The organism is Vibrio hepatarius (assembly GCF_011806575.1).
GTDB classification, from domain to species: Bacteria; Pseudomonadota; Gammaproteobacteria; order Enterobacterales; family Vibrionaceae; genus Vibrio; species Vibrio hepatarius_A.
Window position 1 is genome coordinate 12,754 of sequence record NZ_JAATOO010000019.1, and the last position, 17,909, is coordinate 30,662.

At 46.6% G+C, this 17,909-nt stretch carries 14 protein-coding genes; 8 read left to right on the forward strand and 6 right to left on the reverse strand.

The features are described 5' to 3' along the window. Positions 1-6: 6 nt before the first annotated feature. The 3 genes from HCZ42_RS15010 to HCZ42_RS15020 are packed head-to-tail and all read right to left on the reverse strand — an operon-like array spanning position 7 to position 4,908. Complete coding sequence (locus tag HCZ42_RS15010; RefSeq protein ID WP_167421460.1) at positions 7-1,269, reverse strand: sigma-54-dependent transcriptional regulator; 1,263 nt, start codon at positions 1,267-1,269, stop codon at positions 7-9. Then, entirely contained in the window at positions 1,256-3,616 is a 2,361-nt protein-coding gene (locus HCZ42_RS15015) for an ATP-binding protein (protein ID WP_167421461.1), read from the reverse strand. Before HCZ42_RS15015 ends, HCZ42_RS15010 begins: the two co-directional genes overlap by 14 nt. Then, positions 3,613-4,908, reverse strand: a complete 1,296-nt coding sequence (locus HCZ42_RS15020) for an ABC transporter substrate-binding protein (protein ID WP_167421462.1) — start codon at positions 4,906-4,908, stop codon at positions 3,613-3,615. Before HCZ42_RS15020 ends, HCZ42_RS15015 begins: the two co-directional genes overlap by 4 nt. A 287-nt stretch (positions 4,909-5,195) precedes the next feature. Between HCZ42_RS15020 and HCZ42_RS15025 the strand changes: the two genes are divergently transcribed. From HCZ42_RS15025 to HCZ42_RS15045, 5 genes are all read left to right on the forward strand, one after another. Further along, positions 5,196-6,572 carry an MFS transporter gene (locus tag HCZ42_RS15025; RefSeq protein WP_167421463.1) on the forward strand — a complete coding sequence of 459 codons (1,377 nt, stop codon included), beginning with the start codon at positions 5,196-5,198 and terminating at the stop codon, positions 6,570-6,572. Between the two features lie 171 nt (positions 6,573-6,743). Next, the gene (pyk, locus tag HCZ42_RS15030; RefSeq protein ID WP_167421464.1) at positions 6,744-8,204 is read left to right on the forward strand and encodes a pyruvate kinase; all 1,461 of its coding nucleotides are present in this window, start codon (positions 6,744-6,746) and stop codon (positions 8,202-8,204) included. Positions 8,205-8,440: 236 nt separating this feature from the next. Beyond that, the gene (locus tag HCZ42_RS15035; protein ID WP_167421465.1) at positions 8,441-10,189 is read left to right on the forward strand and encodes a formate--tetrahydrofolate ligase; all 1,749 of its coding nucleotides are present in this window, start codon (positions 8,441-8,443) and stop codon (positions 10,187-10,189) included. Positions 10,190-10,334: 145 nt separating this feature from the next. After that, entirely contained in the window at positions 10,335-12,224 is a 1,890-nt protein-coding gene (locus tag HCZ42_RS15040) for a DUF294 nucleotidyltransferase-like domain-containing protein (protein WP_167421466.1), read from the forward strand. A gap of 7 nt (positions 12,225-12,231) precedes the next feature. Continuing rightward, on the forward strand, positions 12,232-12,951 hold the full coding sequence (locus tag HCZ42_RS15045) for a 3'-5' exonuclease (protein ID WP_167421467.1): 720 nt from the start codon (positions 12,232-12,234) through the stop codon (positions 12,949-12,951). A gap of 80 nt (positions 12,952-13,031) precedes the next feature. On the opposite strand, the gene HCZ42_RS15050 is transcribed toward HCZ42_RS15045, so the two are convergent. Beyond that, entirely contained in the window at positions 13,032-14,609 is a 1,578-nt protein-coding gene (locus tag HCZ42_RS15050; RefSeq protein WP_167421468.1) for a BCCT family transporter, read from the reverse strand. Between the two features lie 390 nt (positions 14,610-14,999). Between HCZ42_RS15050 and HCZ42_RS15055 the strand changes: the two genes are divergently transcribed. After that, positions 15,000-15,479, forward strand: coding sequence for a MarR family winged helix-turn-helix transcriptional regulator (locus HCZ42_RS15055; protein ID WP_167421469.1), 480 nt, complete (start codon positions 15,000-15,002; stop codon positions 15,477-15,479). 72 nt (positions 15,480-15,551) lie between these two features. Here the strand turns inward: HCZ42_RS15055 and HCZ42_RS15060 are convergent, their stop codons facing one another. Then, positions 15,552-16,007: an Lrp/AsnC family transcriptional regulator gene (locus HCZ42_RS15060; RefSeq protein WP_167421470.1), complete on the reverse strand. Its 456-nt coding sequence runs from the start codon at positions 16,005-16,007 to the stop codon at positions 15,552-15,554. Positions 16,008-16,153: 146 nt separating this feature from the next. On the opposite strand from HCZ42_RS15060, the gene HCZ42_RS15065 reads away from it, so the two are divergent. After that, positions 16,154-17,077 (forward strand): DMT family transporter, encoded by a 924-nt coding sequence (locus HCZ42_RS15065; protein ID WP_175579524.1) that lies wholly within the window; start codon positions 16,154-16,156, stop codon positions 17,075-17,077. On the opposite strand, the gene HCZ42_RS15070 is transcribed toward HCZ42_RS15065, so the two are convergent. After that, positions 17,056-17,262 carry a hypothetical protein gene (locus HCZ42_RS15070; RefSeq protein ID WP_167421472.1) on the reverse strand — a complete coding sequence of 69 codons (207 nt, stop codon included), beginning with the start codon at positions 17,260-17,262 and terminating at the stop codon, positions 17,056-17,058. The genes HCZ42_RS15065 and HCZ42_RS15070 overlap by 22 nt on opposite strands. 219 nt (positions 17,263-17,481) lie before the next feature. Here HCZ42_RS15070 and HCZ42_RS15075 point away from each other — a divergent pair, with 219 nt between their 5' ends. Beyond that, on the forward strand, positions 17,482-17,790 hold the full coding sequence (locus HCZ42_RS15075) for a DUF1289 domain-containing protein (RefSeq protein WP_167421473.1): 309 nt from the start codon (positions 17,482-17,484) through the stop codon (positions 17,788-17,790). Positions 17,791-17,909 lie beyond the last annotated feature (119 nt).

A 17,909-nucleotide genomic window follows, 5' to 3' on the forward strand; every position in this document is an offset into this window, starting at 1 on the left:
GTTTTTTTATCGGCTCTTAAACGAGACTTTATCAATGCCATGCTTACGCATTCTTAAATAGAGTTTCTTGCGCGGCACTTGAAGATAAGCTGCAGCATCGGTGACTCGGCCTGAATGCAGGAATAACGCGTCTTCTATCACGCCTTTTTCATAATCATCAACCAGCTCATCCAGCGGAAGTTGCAGTTCCGCTTGAGTATAAAGCTTTTCTTTGCCGGTGAGTTTTACAATTCCCACCGCGTAAAGTTCTGCGACATTTCTCAGCTCACGCACGTTGCCCGGCCAATGGTGAGCGCGCAGCACCGACAAGTAACTCGACTCTACTTTCGGTACTGTTTTACCCAGTTTCTTACAACTCAATTTCAAAAAATGGTGAAATAAAACGGCGACGTCGTCTGGGCGCTGACGCAACCCAGGGACTTCAATGACCCCTTGGTTGAGGATGTAATACAGCTCAGGCGTGAGACTGGCTTGGGCGATCAATTGCTCTGGTTCGTGGTTGAAAACCGCAATCACGCGGATCGGGTGATTGCTACGTTCTTGTTCGATCAACCATTGTGCTAACAGACGTTGGCATGGTTCACTCAAACGCTCGACATGGTCAAGGATTAACGTACCTGCCGCTATATTATCCAGCTCAGCCGTGAGCTGTTCTGGTGTCGTATCCTGCTCAGAACTCAGCAACTCACAGCGCGTCTCGCCTTCTTCCGACATATCATGGATAAGATGCGCTACTAGGTGACGACCACTGCCAGACTCACCCCACACCACCACGTGGTTTTTCAGCAGCGCAAACTGAGATACGCAATGACGAATTTGATCAAGTTGTGCGGAGTTGCCGATCAGCGTTTTATCTATCGTAGAGACCATCGCGCGCTTTTGCTCAACGAATGCAGAACGAATATCTAAGTGCGATTTGACCATCTCAAGCAGTTGCGCCGGATTAATTGGTTTTTCAACAAACTCACACGCGCCTTTTTTCACCGCATCCACCGCCATCGGGATGTCGCCGTGGCCAGTAATCACAATCACCGGAATACGCTCATCAATCTGTTTAATCTTTTCCAGAAGCTGCAAGCCGTGGATTTGAGGCATGTACATATCAAGCAGCACCACACCCGGCCAATCGGTCGACAAATGCTGACATGCCTGAGTAGGGTCAGAAATGGCTTTCGCTGTTAAACCCGCAATGTCCATTAAGTGTTTATACGAGTCCAACACATCTTGGTCATCATCCACCAAGAGCACGGAAAATTTATGATTTTGCATACGGCAATTCCAAAATAACTAAAGCACCTTTTTCCAAACTGGACGCAAGGTAGATATGTCCAGCGTACTTCTCCATTAATGATTGGCTAATGGTCAAACCCAGCCCTAACCCGACCTCTTTGGTTGTTGTGAATGGAGTAAACAACTTTTCTACAATATGAGTATCAAACCCAGTTCCGCTGTCTTCAATCGCCACCACATGGTGTGTGTCGCTGGAATACAGCGGTAAAATGGTAATCTTACGTTCGCTAGCATTGAGCTCGCTAATCGCGTCGCAACTGTTCACCAACAAGTTGATCAGCACTTGTTCAATCGCCAGTTCATTACCAAACACATCCATGTTGTCATCAATTTGATTATCGATTTCAATCATTTGTCGTTTGGCTTTGGTATTTACAATCGTAATCGCTTGCTCAACCACATCCTTTAATATCAGTTGACGGGCAGGCTGCTCAGCATCGGGTTTTTTCGCAAAACTGCGCAAACTGCTGATGATTTTGCTCATTCGGTGCGACAAGCTTTCGACTTGATCAATCGACTTGTTCACCGCTGCAACATTTCCACTCTCACATGAAAGTTTAGCGCTATATAGGTAAGTCGACATCGCGTTGAGTGGTTGATTAAGTTCATGCGCAAGACTGGTCATGGTTTGCCCAACCACCGCCATTTTCGCTGCTTGGATCAACTCACCCTGAGTTTTCTTCAGATGCATTTCGGTGCGCTCACGCTCGTTGATTTCTTCACACAGCATTTCGTTCTTTTCAACCAAATCGCGGGTTTTCTCTGCGACGCGGCGTTCCAGTTCTTTTGCGGTCAAGGCTTGTTCCGTGATGTCCGTAATTGTCACGATCACTTTATTCAACTGGCCATGAGAAAAGAGGTGGAAGTCGAAATGCAGGTAACAGTGGGTCAAACCAACTACACAAAGGGTGATTTCATCACGTCCTTCTTTGAACAGGGTACCACCGCGTTTGAACACACGCGCCAAAATCAGCTGGTTGTCACCTTCAAACGATTGCCAAATCAGCTTCTGCTCGATTTCTCCTTGCATCGTCAGCAATCGGCGTGCACTTAGGTTGGCAGACTCTACGTAACCGGCTAAATCACAAGTCAGTAAACTTGCTGAGGTATTATTGATTAAGCTGACCGCGTTGGTTCGTTGCATCTCTTTGACACTTTCACCGTACTCGATCAGTTTTTCGCTTAAGCGGCCGATTTCGTCGTCGCCATCGACCAATATCGGGTGACTTAAGTCACCTTTAGTGATCGCATCAATGCTGTTACTGATAGCGGTCAAACGCGCCACAATGCGTCGGTTGATAAAATAGTACGTCAAAAACAGTGACATCAAAATCGAAACGCTGAAACACACGATCAGGATGTGGTTACCGTAAGAAACCAACGTCGCGGTCTGTTTCTTTACGTCGACAAATGTTTTGTCAGCGCGCTTTACCACTTGAGCGATCTGTTTGTGTATTTCACCAAGCTGGGTATCAATCTGCTCCTGCAGGCTGGCAATTCGATGATTCAGTGCGACTTTATCCAACGCCTGTAGATAAAACACGCCTTGCGGCAGTAGTAATACTTCCAGCTCTTGAATCAACTGCTGATAAGAGATCGATGAGCGCAACGAGAGAATTGGTTGGCTACTTTTGATCAGTTCATCCAGCTTGTATTGGATTACTTTTATTGCGTTATGCACTTGCGCCAGTTGCTCGGCTTCCATCACATCGCTGGTCATGGAGAACACGTCCGACTCCACATCCAACACGTGCTGAATCGTACGCAACTGCTCTAACGCAATCGTACGCTCTTCACCGTCTTCACCACGGCTGATCAGCCAGTGCAGTTCTTGACGAATCGGCGTAAGTTCAGAGCGAATATCCTGATGTAGCCAGCTGATTTGCTCTTTGAGTTTGTTGATTTGGCGTGTTTGCTCAACGCGTTGCTGCACCAAATGGCTGTAGTTTGATAACGTTTGTTCTAGCTCTAGGTACAACTCCGACAATATCGCGGCTTCTTCATCGTCGAGCGGGTTGGTTTGCACATCGGTTAACGCGGCTTTGACAGCGGCGAGCTGTTCAGAGAGCTCTACTACTAAGCTGTCGATCTCGACGCGATTAGTGAGTGTCGGCAGTAGCTGCACGCGGTGACGAATTTCACTGCTTCGGCTTTCAAGCAGATAGCTGGTGTTGTATTTGGGTACGCTGTTTTCGAGCAGTTCGCTAACTTGGCCGTCCAATCGGCTCCAGGTCAACCAAGCCACGGCACTCACCACGGTGAGAAGCGCGGTTGTGCCTGTAAACGCTAGGATCAGCTTCGCACCGATGGTACTCCACTTTTTCATTTGCCTAGCTCTTTCTGTAGTTTACGAAACTCGATTTCGACTTCTTGCAGGTTAGTATCAAACTCCACACCGAATCGGTAACTAAACTCGGCCAACATCGCGACTTCTAATCCTTCGGCGTCTGCGTTGCCTTCAGTCGCTTGCGCGACACTTACGCCCAACTGATCAACTTGTTCTTCACTAAATGGAATGGCAAACAGTTTGCTGATCAGCGCATCGATTCGTTTTAACTGTTCCGGCTTGTCCTGATACTTGGTTTTGAAGCGTGACAAGCTCAACCAAACATCTTGTAGCTCCGGTAAGCGCTTGGTGATCGCTTCATCAAAAATCAGGTTAACCAACTTCTCACGCTTCATCAGTTTGTCTAAGTCCAACGAAGGAACTTGCTCACTGAGCAGTGAGTTATCTGAAATCGAGTGCTTAGCAAAGTTTGATTCCAACATTTCGCTTTGAATTTTGTCTGACAGTAGCAGCTTAATAAACTGATGGGCGATTTCGTTAACGCCCGGTTTATTGAGGATCGCAACATAGGTTGGCATCAGTGTGAAGTCTTGGTCGTAACTAAAACCAACGTGTTGGTATCGCTTTGGCAACACCAACGCGTAGCTATCAATCGTTGGACCGATACCAAATTGCCCTTTCGCTACGTAGTCACTCACGCCAAAGCTGCGTGAAGAAATGGTTCCTAAGTTGGCGCCAACGTTTAGGAGAATCGACCAGCCTTGGTCCCAACCGTATCGCGCTAAGATGCTCTCAACCATCATCTGAGTCGTACCCGAGCGGCTCGGAGTGCTCATGGTGATATGGCCATAATATGCGGGTGAGGTTAAATCGATGAACTTTTCTGGCTTCTCAAGACCGTTGGCTTTGAGGTAATCCCTATTCCACACCAAACCAGCACCTGAATAGCCAACACTAACTACTTTATCTTGATTCGGCAGCACAAACGGACTTAACCAATCCGGCATCTCTGCACCAAACGATGCTGTAGATAGTAATTCGTGCTGGTCGAGGTCTTTCATAACAAAAGGAGAAGAACTCAGTACAAGGTCGATATCTTGTATATAGCTTTTATTCAGCAAGTGGCTGGCAGACTGAGTACGGCGGTAAATCAGAGAAGTATCCACCGTTGGGTATTGTGTTTTGTATTCTGAAATTAGCTCGGCCAAAGGCTCTCCAGAAAAAGTGGTTAGGATGACTAACCCATCTTTTTCTGCCTTTACTGGCGCGGCAATGCTCGCTAAGAAAGCGGCGAATGCAGTTAACTTTGTTCCGGTGCTCTTAGTGTTCAAATCACAAAATCCCTTAAAAATGTGCGTCAATTCAAAATCTCATAATCAGACACAAAATTTGTGTTTGTCCGGTTTGTGTCATTGCTGACGCAAATCGTCATTTCGTTAGACATAATTTTATCAATTTCACCCCGGCTTGGATGGTGAAACGTGGCAATTTTAACTCATGCTTTTTACTTGTTTGAGTCAGTTTTGTCTCAAATCCCCATTTTTGAAGTTCTACCGCTTCGTTTGCATGATGCTCCCGACAACTCATTTACCGTCACAATCCACGGAGTGAAACAATTATGTTCAATTTCTTCAAAACGCGTCCGGACTTACCTTTGTCCGACAGCAACAAAGAGGCTATGCAAGCCAGATTCAAAAGCTACCAATGGCAAGTATTCTTAGGTCTTGTTTTTGGTTACGCCGTGTTCTACGTCGTTCGTATGAGCTTAGGTGTAGTAAAAAAACCAATGCTAGATGCCGGCATCGTAAGCATCGAAGAACTGGGTATCATGGGCTCTGCGTTCTTCTTCACTTACGCAATTGGTAAATTCTCAAACGGCTTCCTTTCTGACTATGCCAACATCGGCCGCTTTATGTCGTTCTCGCTGCTACTTTCGGGTGCAACAGCGATTTTCATGGGTCTTAACACAACAGCGTTCTTCTTTATCCTTCTTTGGGGTTTGAACGGTTGGTTCCAATCTGTTGGTTCTGCACCTTCTTGTGTATCACTATTCCAGTGGTTCTCACCAAAGCAACGTGGTAGCCGTTACTCTATCTGGGGTGGTTCTCGTAACATCGGTGAAGGTATCACTTGGATCCTAACGGCAACTCTAGTGAGCTACCTAGGTTGGCAAGCTGGTTTCATCGGTGCAGGTATTGCGGCAATTATCGCAGCACTATGTATGTTCTTCATCCTTAAAGACCGCCCACAAACTTACGGTCTACCAGATGCAGCAACAGCATTTGACGAAGAACCTGAAATCAAGAAAAAGAACGATCCAAAAGAAACGCGCCGTGCGCAAATGTTCATCCTTAAGCAACCTACAGTTTGGCTAATTGCTGCTGCATGTGCTGCGATGTACGTATCTCGCTACGCGATGTCTTCTTGGGCGGTACTTTACCTACAAGAGTCTAAAGGTTATTCACTGATTGACGCTGGTTTCGCAATGTCTACTTACCCAATCGCGGGTCTAGCGGGTGCGATTCTATCAGGCATCATCTCTGACAAAGTATTTAACGCTAACCGTCACATCCCAACACTACTTTACGGTATCGCAAACATCGCTGGTATGTGTCTGATGTTCTTCGGTCCAGACAACCGTGTAATCGACGCTGTTGCTCTAGGTCTAATCGGTTTCGCAATTGGTGGTCTGGTTGTATTCCTAGCGGGTCTAACGGCTTGTGACCTAATGCCTAAGAACGCAGTCGGTGCGGTAAAAGGCTTCATCGGTCTGTTCTCTTACATGGCGGCATCTGCTCAGGAAGTGATTTCAGCATCGCTTATCAAGATCACTGAAGTTGATGGCGTATCAAAATATGACTTCTCTCAAGCACAGTACTTCTGGCTAGCGGCAGGCGTTGTATCTCTACTTCTTGCTCTAACAGTATGGAACGCGAAGAAAGTTGTTGATATCGACGAACCACAAGCTGAGCTAAAAGAAAGCACTGCTAACTAACGAAATACAAGGGGGCCTCGGCCCCCTTAGGCTGGTGAAAGCCTAGCGTTTGTAGATGACACAGTCACTTGCACGATGGCTCAAAACAAGTGGCAACAACTATAAATAACGGCATAACCAGCCACCCCACTTTTTATTTACTCATTTTAATCGTGTAGTTACAGGTAAGTTATGAATAAAACTAAAATCGTCGCAACTTTAGGCCCGGCGAGCCAAGATGTAGAAACTCTTTCACAAATGATTCTCGCTGGCGTTAACGTCGTCCGCCTGAACTTTTCACACGGTAAACAGGAAGACCATGTTGCAACAGCGCTAAAAGTCCGTTCTATCGCTAAGCAACTCGGCAAACACGTTGGTATTCTCGTTGACCTACAAGGTCCAAAAATTCGTATCTCTGGCTTCGAGTCAGACATGATCACTCTTAAGCAAGACGACATTTTCTACCTAGACGGCACATTAGACCCACAAGCAGGCAATCAAGAATCGGTTGGTCTTGACTACCCAGAACTGATCAACGACTTAGAAGTTGGCCATATCCTGCTACTGGATGACGGCCGAATTCAACTAGAAACACTCGAAGTCGACAAAGCGAAGCAACTGGTTAAAACACGTGCGATGAACGGTGGCAAACTATCAAACCGTAAAGGCATTAACCTCTTAGGTGGTGGCCTATCTGCACCAGCGCTAACAGAGAAAGATAAACAAGACATTGCAACCGCAGCCGTCATTGACGCGGATTTTCTCGCGGTTTCTTTCCCACGTAACGCAGACGATCTTCATTACGCACGTTCCATTGCTCGCCAAGCGGGTTGTAGCGCTCAAATCGTCGCTAAAGTAGAGCGTGCTGAAATCGTGACTGACGAAGAGTCAATGGACAAAGTTATCGAAGCGTCTGACGTCATCATGGTTGCACGTGGCGACTTAGGCGTTGAAATCGGTGATGCTCGCCTACCAGTCGTACAAAAAGCGTTGATTTCACGCTCTAAACACCTCGGTAAACCAGTTATCACTGCAACGCAGATGATGGAATCAATGATTGAAAACCCGCTACCAACGCGTGCAGAAGTGATGGATGTTGCCAACGCTATCATTGATGGTACTGACGCTGTGATGCTGTCTGCTGAATCCGCAATGGGCGCTTACCCAGTTGAAGCAGTGAAAGCTATGGCGCGTATCGCAGAAGGTGTTGAAGCGGATACATCATGCTCTGGCACGTGTTGGGAGCAGATCCAGCAGCTATGCAGCGACAGCAGCAAGAGCTTTGCGGTCTCTTCAATGATTTCCGCAACTCGCTCAGAAGACCGCTTGGGCGTGGCAGTATTTACCGAAAGTGGCGAAACCCCGCTATTGATGTCTCGTTGCCACAGCCGCGCGACCATCTGGGCATTAAGCAGCGACGAAAAGCTACTGGCAAAACTGTCTATCCTACGTGGTGTTGAGCCGGTCTACGCGCAACCAGTACCAAACAACTCAGAAGTGACGACTACCGTTTTGCCGCTAATCAACGGCGAGTTAGAAAAACGAAACATTTCTTCGCTACTGATTTCACGTTTTGAATCAGTAGAAGGCGTTGGCGACATTAACATCAGCCGTCTTGTGCAGCTCAAGAAGAAGGAATGTGTCGCCGCTTAGTTTGTTCTCCAAACGTTAATCACCCTCCCCCACACCCTTGCTCCACAAGGAAACTTTAGGGATTTTGGCCTACCTTCGGGTAGGTCCTTTTTTTACTCTTTTCTCGTTTAATCGCTACCCGTTTTAAGTTAAAGTCGACAGCAAGCTAGAATTAGCTCTTTACAAAGGACTTTTAAACGCTATTATTCCAGCGCAAACGATTGCCCCACTATTTGTGTGTCTATTTTGAGGATTTTATGCTGTCCGATATTGAAATTTGTCGCGTTTCTAAATTGCTGCCAATTACCGAGGTTGCTCAACGAGCAGGCTTACTCGATTCTGAGTTCCACAGTCAAGGGCTGCATAAAGCCAAAGTCTCGCTCAACAGCTTAAAACGATTAGCACCGAAGCCGACTGGCAAACTCGTGCTCGTTACCGCGATTACTCCAACGCCTCTCGGTGAGGGAAAAACTGTTACCACTATCGGATTAGCTCAAGGCCTGGCTAAACTTAACCATTCTGTAATGGCGTGCATTCGACAACCTTCTATGGGCCCAGTATTCGGCGTAAAAGGTGGCGCGGCCGGTGGCGGCTATTCGCAAGTCGCGCCAATGGAAGAGTTAAACCTGCACCTGACTGGTGATATTCACGCCGTCACCGCGGCACACAACCTAGCTGCGGCAGCCATTGATGCGCGAATTTACCACGAGCAGCGTAATGGTTATCAAGATTTCGAGCAGCGTAGCGGGCTCAAAGCGCTGCGTATCGACATCAAACGTGTGGTCTGGAAACGTGTAATGGACCACAACGACCGCGCACTGCGTATGGTGACGATTGGTCGAAACGAAGCAGATAAAACCATTAATGGCTTTGAACGTGAAGACGGTTTTGATATCTCAGCGGCATCGGAACTAATGGCGATCCTAGCGCTGGCAACTGACTTAAAAGACCTCAGAACTAGAATTGGTAAAATTGTCGTCGCTTACGACCTTGATGGTAATCCGGTCACAACCGAAGATCTGCAAGTTGCTGGTGCAATGGCTGTTAGCATGAAAGAAGCCATCGAACCGACGCTAATGCAGACTTTAGAAGGCGTTCCCACCCTGATCCATGCGGGTCCTTTTGCCAATATCGCCCACGGCAACTCTTCAATCATTGCGGACAATATCGCAACCAAACTCAGCGAGTACACTGTAACAGAAGGCGGCTTTGGTTCAGACATGGGGTTTGAAAAGGCGTGTAACATCAAAGCGCAAATGTCAGGTAAAGCACCAGATTGCGCCGTGATTGTCGCAACATTGCGTGGTCTCAAAGCTAACTCAGGGCTTTACGATCTCAAACCTGGCCAATCGATTCCTGAATCCTTGTTTGAATGCGACCAAAACGCGCTCGAAGCGGGATTTGAAAACCTCAAATGGCACATCAACAACGTCAACAAATATGGCGTTCCAGCCGTTGTGGCAATTAACCGCTTCCCACAAGATTCTGAGCAAGAGTTATTCGCCCTCAAAGCGATGATCGAAGCGCTACCACACGACGTTGAAGTAGCGATCAGTGAAGGATTTGCCAAAGGTGGCGAAGGTACGGTTGAATTGGCGCAAAAAGTTGTGCAACAGACCAAGAAACACGTTGAGTTCACGCCGCTTTATCAATTTGACCAACCGACCGAAGAAAAGCTGATGGCGGTTGCGGAGCTTGGTTATGGTGCCTGCAGCATTACATTGAGCGACAAAGCCAAAGCCCAGCTAAAAGAGTTTAAGACCCACGGCTACGACAATTTAGCGGTGTGTTTAGCGAAAACGCCGTTGTCTATCTCCACCATAGGTTCGGTCAAAGGTGCGCCAAGCCATTTTGATGTGCCAGTACGCGAACTCAAACTCTGTGCTGGCGCAGGGTTTATCTACGCTTTGTGTGGCAACGTAATGACCATGCCGGGTTTACCTGATAAGCCCGCTTTTATGAACCTCGACTTAGACGAAAACGGTGATATCGTCGGCCTAAGCTAGTAACTAAACACGTTCAATTCTGATGACAAAGGCTTAGATCGTAATCTAAGCCTTTATTTTTTAAGCTTAAGACAGCCACTAACCACGAAATTGCGGCTAAGATCATGTACCATTGAAAGACACTCAGCTAACAATGGAACTCTTCATGGAAGCAGAACTACTGGAAATCAAAAATTTCCTCGCCCAACACCCACCATTCGACGAGCTAGAAGACGATGTGTTGAATTTTATCACTCAGCACGTCGAGATATCCTATTTCCGTGAAGACACCCCAGTCATCCACTTTGGTGACGAAATCCACGATCTGTATATGGTGAGAAGCGGTGAAGTAGAAATTTACCGTCGTAAAGGTGAGCTATACAACCGCCTAGACGAAGGCGCGTTGTTTGGTCAGATGGGACTGCTCACCAACAACAAGGTGCGTTTCCCTGCTAAAGCGACTAAAGATACCCTGCTCTACTGTATCCCAGAGTCAGTATTCCAAGAACTCTACGATAACCACGAGTCATTCGCTGATTTTGTCGAAGTACAAGATAACGCGCGCCTTCGCCAAGCGGTGTCCAGCACTCAAGACCAAAATGACCTCACTTCTTCGAAAGTCAGCACGCTGCTGACGCGTGACGCGCCGTTCGTGTACAACAATGAAACCATCCAAAACGCTGCAATTAAGATGGCAGAAGAAGCGGTGTCTGCGTTATTGGTCATCGACCCAAATATCCACGAAGACAACGAAGATGATATTTCGCCATTGGTTGGCATTATCACCGATAGGGATTTATGCACCCGCGTTGTTGCGCAAGGTCTCGATCCAAACGAAGACGTCTCTAGCGTGATGACCACCGAGCTGATTTCACTTGACCACAATGCTTACGTTCACGAAGTAATGCTAACCATGCTGCGCTGCAACGTTCATCACTTACCTGTGCTTAAAGACAATAAGCCGATTGGTATTATTGAAGCCACGGACATTGTTCGTTACGAATCACAAAACTCACTGCTGTTAGTAAGCAGCATTTTCCAGCAGCAATCTATCGATGACCTCGCGGCGGTATCAGAACAAGTGAAAAGCAGTTTTGTGCGTATGGTAAACGAAGACGCTAATTCACACATGGTGGGCAGCGCAATGTCGGTGATTGGCCGTAGCTTTAAACAACGTATTATTGAACTAGTAGAAGAAGAACTTGGTGAACCGCCGGTTCCTTATTGTTTTCTAGCTCTCGGCTCAATGGGACGTGACGAGCAGTTGCTGGTTACTGACCAAGACAACGCGATCATTCTCGACAACACCTTTGTTAAAGAAGAGCACGACGCTTACTTTGCCGAGTTGGCCAAGCGCGTTTGTGATGGTCTGGACAAGTGTGGCTACTGCTACTGTACTGGCGACATTATGGCAACCAACCCGATGTGGCGTATGACTCGCAGCGAGTGGGAAGAGTGTTTTGCCGACTGGATTGACGATCCAAACCCGAAAGCCCTGCTTAATGCATCAATCTTCTTTGATTTGGATGGCGTGTACGGACGATTAAAGTGGGCTGAGCAGCTCAACGGTTTTATTGTTCGTCGTGCACGTAAGAACAATCGCTTCTTAGCGTGTCTTGCCCGTAACGCGATGAACCGTACGCCACCTTTAGGCTTCTTTAAAGACTTCGTGATGGAGAAAGATGGTCAACACAAAAACTCCATCAACCTCAAACGCCGCGGAACGGCACCGCTAGCGGATTTGATTCGTGTTCACGCTCTCGCGGTTGGCTCACGTTCTAAGAACTCATTTGAGCGCCTCGACGATATCCACGAAGCGGGCATTTTACCGAAAGGTAAAGCACGTGACCTGCGCGATGCACTTGAATTTATCTCTATGGTGCGTATTCGCCACCAAGCGTTTGACGTAGAGAATGAGATTGAGCCGGATAACAACATCGAGCCAGAAAGCTTGTCGGACTTTGAACGCCGTAATCTTAAAGATGCGTTCCAGATCCTCAGCAACGGGCAGAACTTCCTCAAGTTCCGCTATCAAGCTAGCCAAAAGTTCAAGTGAGGCACGCATGATTAAAAAACTGATGAGTCCACCGAGCATCGACTGGCCGACCAAATTCAAACGTAAACTGGAAGCGGTACGCGATGAGCGCCTGAAACACTATTACGAGTGCGCATTGCCAGAACCAAACACTCCTTTAGAAGAGGTCGTGTTTTTGGCGATGGACTTCGAAACGACGGGTTTGGATTCTGATCTAGACGACATCATCACCATCGGTACGGTGCCGTTTACACTTAATCGTATCTTCGTGAATCAAGCACGGCACTGGACTGTAAGACCCCAAAAACAACTGGCAGAAGAGTCTGTGGTGATTCACGGGATCACCCATTCAGACGTATTGGACGCACCAGACTTAGAAGAGGTATTTGATCAGGTACTTGAGCAAATGGCTGGCAAGATCATGGTTGTGCATTATGAGCGCATTGAACGGGAGTTCTTTAATCGCGCCCTACTCACTCGCATTGAGGAAGGGATTGAGTTTCCAGTGGTGGATACCATGCATATTGAAACCCACATTCAGCAAAGACTCAGCGGCGGCATTATCAATAAAATCCGCGGCAAGAAGCCTGAATCAGTAAGGCTGGGCGCAAGCAGGACGCGTTATGGTCTGCCTCAGTACACACCTCACCACGCGTTGACTGATGCCGTTGCAACCGCCGAGTTACTACAGGCTCAAATTGCTTATCATTACAATCGTCAGCAGCCAATTAGCCAGCTTTGGTTATAGGTGAACAGTCTGTCGCTACTTAGGTGACTTAAACGAAAAAAGGGAGCGATTATTCGCTCCCTTTTAATACTTACGATAACTTATCGTTTGTAGTCTTCTGTACGCATACCCATGATCAGGCTGACACACATCAGCAACAGAACAATCGTAAACGGCAACGCAGTCGAAATCGCACCCGCTTGCAATGCTTGAATCGCTTCAGTACCACCGATCCAAAGTAGCGCGACTGCAATCGCACCTTCCATTAATGCCCAGAAGATACGCTGTAGAACTGGCGCGTCCACTTTACCACCAGCAGTGATGCTATCGATAACCAGTGAACCTGAATCCGAAGAAGTAATAAAGAACACCAATACCAGCACAACAGCGATGAACGACAACACTGAGCCCATTGGCAGCACGTCAAACATTTCAAACATCGCTAGTGATACATCTGTTAGACCTTTCGCACCAAGCTGACCAACATTGTTAACCACTTGGTCGATAGCCATACCGCCAAATACCGACATCCAGATCAGTGTTACTGCTGTTGGTACTAGAAGTACTGCGGTGATGAACTCACGTACTGTACGACCTTTCGATACACGTGCGATAAACATACCTACGAATGGTGACCATGAAATCCACCAAGCCCAGTAGAATACAGTCCAGCCTTGGAACCAAGCCACGTCATCACGACCATGTGGGTTACTTAGCGGGATGATGTTTTCAACGTACGCCATTAGCGTCGTACCAATATTGCCTAACGTAATTGCATAACCGATTAGCGCAACCAGAATCAGTAGCAAAAATGCCACGATCATGTTGATGTTACTGATGACTTTTACACCGCCATCGATACCACGGATTACTGAAACTACTGCGAGTAGCGTAACCACTGTGATCACGACAATCTGCAGACCAAGTCCCGCTTCAATACCGAATACGTGGTGGATACCACTTGCCGCTTGCTGTGCACCTAAACCTAGTGACGTCGCAAGACCAAACAACGTCGCCAATACCGCTAGGATATCTACAACGTGACCAGCCCAACCCCAAGCACGGTCGCCCAACAGCGGGTAGAAGATCGAACGAATCGAAAGTGGTAAACCCTTGTTGTACGCAAAGAATGCCAATGATAACGCTACGACACCGTAGATCGCCCATGGATGTAGACCCCAGTGGAACATGGTCGCACCTAGTGCTAGTTTTGCCGCCTCTGGAGTATTTGCTTCAACGCCAAGTGGTGTTTCATACCAGCCCGTGAAGTAAGCAACTGGCTCAGCCACACTCCAGAACATCAGACCGATACCCATACCTGCAGCAAACAGCATCGATAGCCATGAAATAAACGAGTAGTCCGCAGTCGCATCATGACCACCTAGGCGGATTTTACCCAGTGGAGAAACTATTAACGCTAAGCAGAAAACAACGAAGATGTTACCCGACCAAATGAACAACCAGTCAAAGCTGCCAATGATCTGCCACTTCAACCCGTCAAGTGCCGACTTGGCTGTTTCTGCATCCATAACCAGCGCAGCAACCAAGAACAGAGCAATCAGACCAGCACTCCATCCGAATACAGGATTATGTACATCAAAGCCCCATTTCTGCACATTATCTTGACCGATCGTATAATCGGTACTGTCGATACTGTACTTATCTATACCTTTCGTCATCTTTCCTCTCTTGATGAAATTCAATCCTTAATCAAATCTTAAGATAGAAAAATCATTAGTGATGAAAATAATTTTCTCTATATAAAGACTTGATTGACTACCTATTATTGTACGCACTCCATCAATTCATGCCACTAAATTGCTCTTAAACGGACGGTTTTTAATCAAAAATTAATACGATAGTAGATTTTTTACTCTATGCAGAGTTCCATCAATAGTTGAACACACTTCGAATACTAAACATTTTAACTAGATGTTTTTGATGATTTAGCGATCGACAAACTAATATTATAGTTAGTAAACACGATTCTTATCGTTTTTGACTCTTCAATTAGACGACGTTTTGAGGTATTTTCACGCCCTTAACTCTCTGTTGACTAAGGATGAACATTGGAAAAGCACGAAGAAGTTTTAATTTCGATCCGCCAAATCATTCGCGCTATCGATTTGCACTCTAAACGCCTAAGCAAAGAGACTGGTTTAACCGGCCCTCAATTGATTCTTATGCGTTCTATTAGGGAGCTCGGTGAAGTAACAATTCGAGAATTATCGAAACATACCAATATGAGTCAAGCAACAGCGACGACGATTCTCGATCGCCTTGAAAAGCACGAGTTAGTGAAACGCGTACGTAGCGAAAAAGACAAGCGAAAAGTGCACGCGCACTTAACTGAAAAAGGCATGGAAAAACTTGGCCAAGCGCCGATGCCACTGCAACAGAACTTCATCAATAAGTTTCAACAGTTAGAAGAGTGGGAACAATCTTTGCTGCTTTCTTCTGTTCAGCGCATCTCATCAATGATGAATGCGGAAGATATTGATGTTGCTCCGGTACTGGAAATTGGCAGCATTACTTACCATCCAGAATAATCTGTTTGTCGTCTCAACTTAGCCCGCAACTTGTGGGCTAAGTGAAAATAACTAGCAACCGACGCTAGGTTGTTAGGTAAATACGGGTAGTTCACTAAACTCTTTCACCTGACGAATCGCCAGATGAGTATGGATATCTTTCACGTTGTCGTGACGCTGTAATTTACGCGTAAACGATTCGTAACCCGTCAAGTCATGGCTGACCACCTCTAACAAGTAATCGTAAGCGCCAGAGACAACGTGACAACTGGTCACCTCTTCCATTTCTTTGATTGCCAACTCAAATGCCTCGATGGAACTGGCTTGGTGATTATTCAAGCTGACTTCAACAAACACCGTCATCCCAACCCCTACTTTCTTTTTGCTTAGCTTGGCTTGATAGCCCGAAATCACACCATCATCTTCCAACTTCTTTATCCGGCGCGCGCAAGGAGATGGCGACAAACCAACTTTATCAGCGATATCAGCCGTTGATTGGCGTGCGTCTTTTTGTAGTAGCGAAAGAATGTGACGATCGATTCTATCCATAGGGGTATAGCCTTTTTATAGCGCAATTTAGTTATTTATTAATGGAATGATGCAAATTTTACGACTTCATTGATTCACTTTGCCATATTTCACCGCTTTATACGACTCATAATAACTATCAAACACAACAAACTCGTAACATCATTATGATCTCAGGATACTTGGCAATGTTTACCACGCTGCTGCTTTGGTCTGGATTCTTCCTTTCCTTGCGTAGCGGAGCGCATTCCGACCTTACAACCGCAGACATCGCAATTACCCGTTTTTTAATCCCTTGTATGATTCTGCTGCCGCTGGTCCTTCGCTCAGCAGAGAAAATCATCGTTGTACCGAAACGTTACTGGCTTGGGATGTTTATTGGTTGTGGACTCCCCTACCTACTGGTTGCGGGTACTGGGATGCAATACGCGCCCGTTTCAGACGGTAGCGCGCTGGTGCCTGGGACGTTACCGCTATTTGTTTCCGGCATTGCGGTGATTCTGTTTAAGCAGCCGCTCAGTCAACATCGAATTGCCGGCTTGGTCTTAGTTATCACAGGTATCGTTGCGTTTCTCTACCAAAGCTTGACTCATCTGGATGGCAATTTACTCCAAGGGCATATGCTGTTTTTAATCGGCAGCTGTATGTGGGCGACGTTCACAATTTGTGCTCGAGTATCGAACTTAAGCCCACTGGTGGTAGCAGGATTCATCTCTTTGCTCTCAAGTATTGTGTTATTTACCTTGATTGCCACTGGTACGCTACCTAGCTACTTGGCCAGCACGCCGCCGTCTTATTGGCCTTGGCAAGAACTACTCGGGCATATTGTGCTGCAAGGCATCGGAGCGGGTGTGATTGCGTCATTCACTTACTTAAGAGCCATTTCGATCTTAGGTGCAGAGAGAACCGCTGCGTTTGGCGCAGCAACCCCAGCGATCGCGACATTATTAGCCATTCCAGTGTTCAATGAAGAACCTTCGCTGCTTGGCTGGGTTGCGCTGAGCTTAGTCTGTGTCGGTAGCTTAGTAGCAAGTAACATCTTTATGAAACAAGATACTTCTCTGCTCTATCAGCCGCCAAAGTTCAAGTAAGCCTGAAGCAAAACCGGAACAACAAAGCCCGCACGCATGATATTTTGCGCGACGGGCCTTGTTCGCATACGGACAACAAAAGGCGCAAGGCAAAACAGCGCAATCAATATTTTTAGCGCGCTACCTGCAACGCTGAACTCAGCGATAAGGATATAGCCGAACCAAGCCAGAATCTCTTGATTCATAAAATGCATTTTCTTAGCTAGCACCACGGCAAAAAGTTCGGCAGCAAGTATAGGGATCATCAACGTCATAAATCGCAATTAATAATTATTCTCACTAAATATTAATGAGAATCACTCTCAAATGCAAACAAAGAAACGCTCCTCGCATAACGAAAGATAGTGCCGCGTTACGTTTCGTATTATAGTCGCGGCTAAAGAAACAAACGAGACACTTCCATTTTGAAAACTCCCTGCGTCGCCGCATGCAAAAACAACGACGGCATTTGTGGCGGTTTTCACCGTACCATGGACGAGAGCATCAAATGGCGCGAAATGAGCAGCTCTGATCGTGATGCTGTAATGAATGCGTTATCGGGTATTGAATCCACACATCAATGCCCTTCATGCAATAAGCCTGCAGTATGTGATATTAGCTTGGGTAAAGAGACTTGCTGGTGTTTTTCAGTCGAAAAACGCGATACTTCCTCACTTGATACGCACAATACCTGCCTGTGTCGTAAGTGTTTAAGCGCGCTTCCTTGCGCATAAATATCCAAAGTAGACGTCATTAAAATTTGGATTAGTTTTTCTAATCCAAATCATAGATTTTTATCTTGCTCAACTTCACACTTTTTGATTGCTACTACGCGCAAGTCACTCTAATATCT

What these genes read in the sequence shown, in the direction of transcription:
- HCZ42_RS15010 (WP_167421460.1), bottom strand. Translation starts at nt 1,269, where the DNA reads ATGCAAAATCATAAATTTTCCGTGCTCTTGGTGGATGATGACCAAGAT.
- HCZ42_RS15015 (WP_167421461.1), bottom strand. Translation starts at nt 3,616, where the DNA reads ATGAAAAAGTGGAGTACCATCGGTGCGAAGCTGATCCTAGCGTTTACA.
- HCZ42_RS15025 (WP_167421463.1), top strand. Translation starts at nt 5,196, where the DNA reads ATGTTCAATTTCTTCAAAACGCGTCCGGACTTACCTTTGTCCGACAGC.
- pyk (WP_167421464.1), top strand. Translation starts at nt 6,744, where the DNA reads ATGAATAAAACTAAAATCGTCGCAACTTTAGGCCCGGCGAGCCAAGAT.
- HCZ42_RS15035 (WP_167421465.1), top strand. Translation starts at nt 8,441, where the DNA reads ATGCTGTCCGATATTGAAATTTGTCGCGTTTCTAAATTGCTGCCAATT.
- HCZ42_RS15040 (WP_167421466.1), top strand. Translation starts at nt 10,335, where the DNA reads ATGGAAGCAGAACTACTGGAAATCAAAAATTTCCTCGCCCAACACCCA.
- HCZ42_RS15045 (WP_167421467.1), top strand. Translation starts at nt 12,232, where the DNA reads ATGATTAAAAAACTGATGAGTCCACCGAGCATCGACTGGCCGACCAAA.
- HCZ42_RS15050 (WP_167421468.1), bottom strand. Translation starts at nt 14,609, where the DNA reads ATGACGAAAGGTATAGATAAGTACAGTATCGACAGTACCGATTATACG.
- HCZ42_RS15060 (WP_167421470.1), bottom strand. Translation starts at nt 16,007, where the DNA reads ATGGATAGAATCGATCGTCACATTCTTTCGCTACTACAAAAAGACGCA.
- HCZ42_RS15065 (WP_175579524.1), top strand. Translation starts at nt 16,154, where the DNA reads ATGATCTCAGGATACTTGGCAATGTTTACCACGCTGCTGCTTTGGTCT.
- HCZ42_RS15070 (WP_167421472.1), bottom strand. Translation starts at nt 17,262, where the DNA reads ATGAATCAAGAGATTCTGGCTTGGTTCGGCTATATCCTTATCGCTGAG.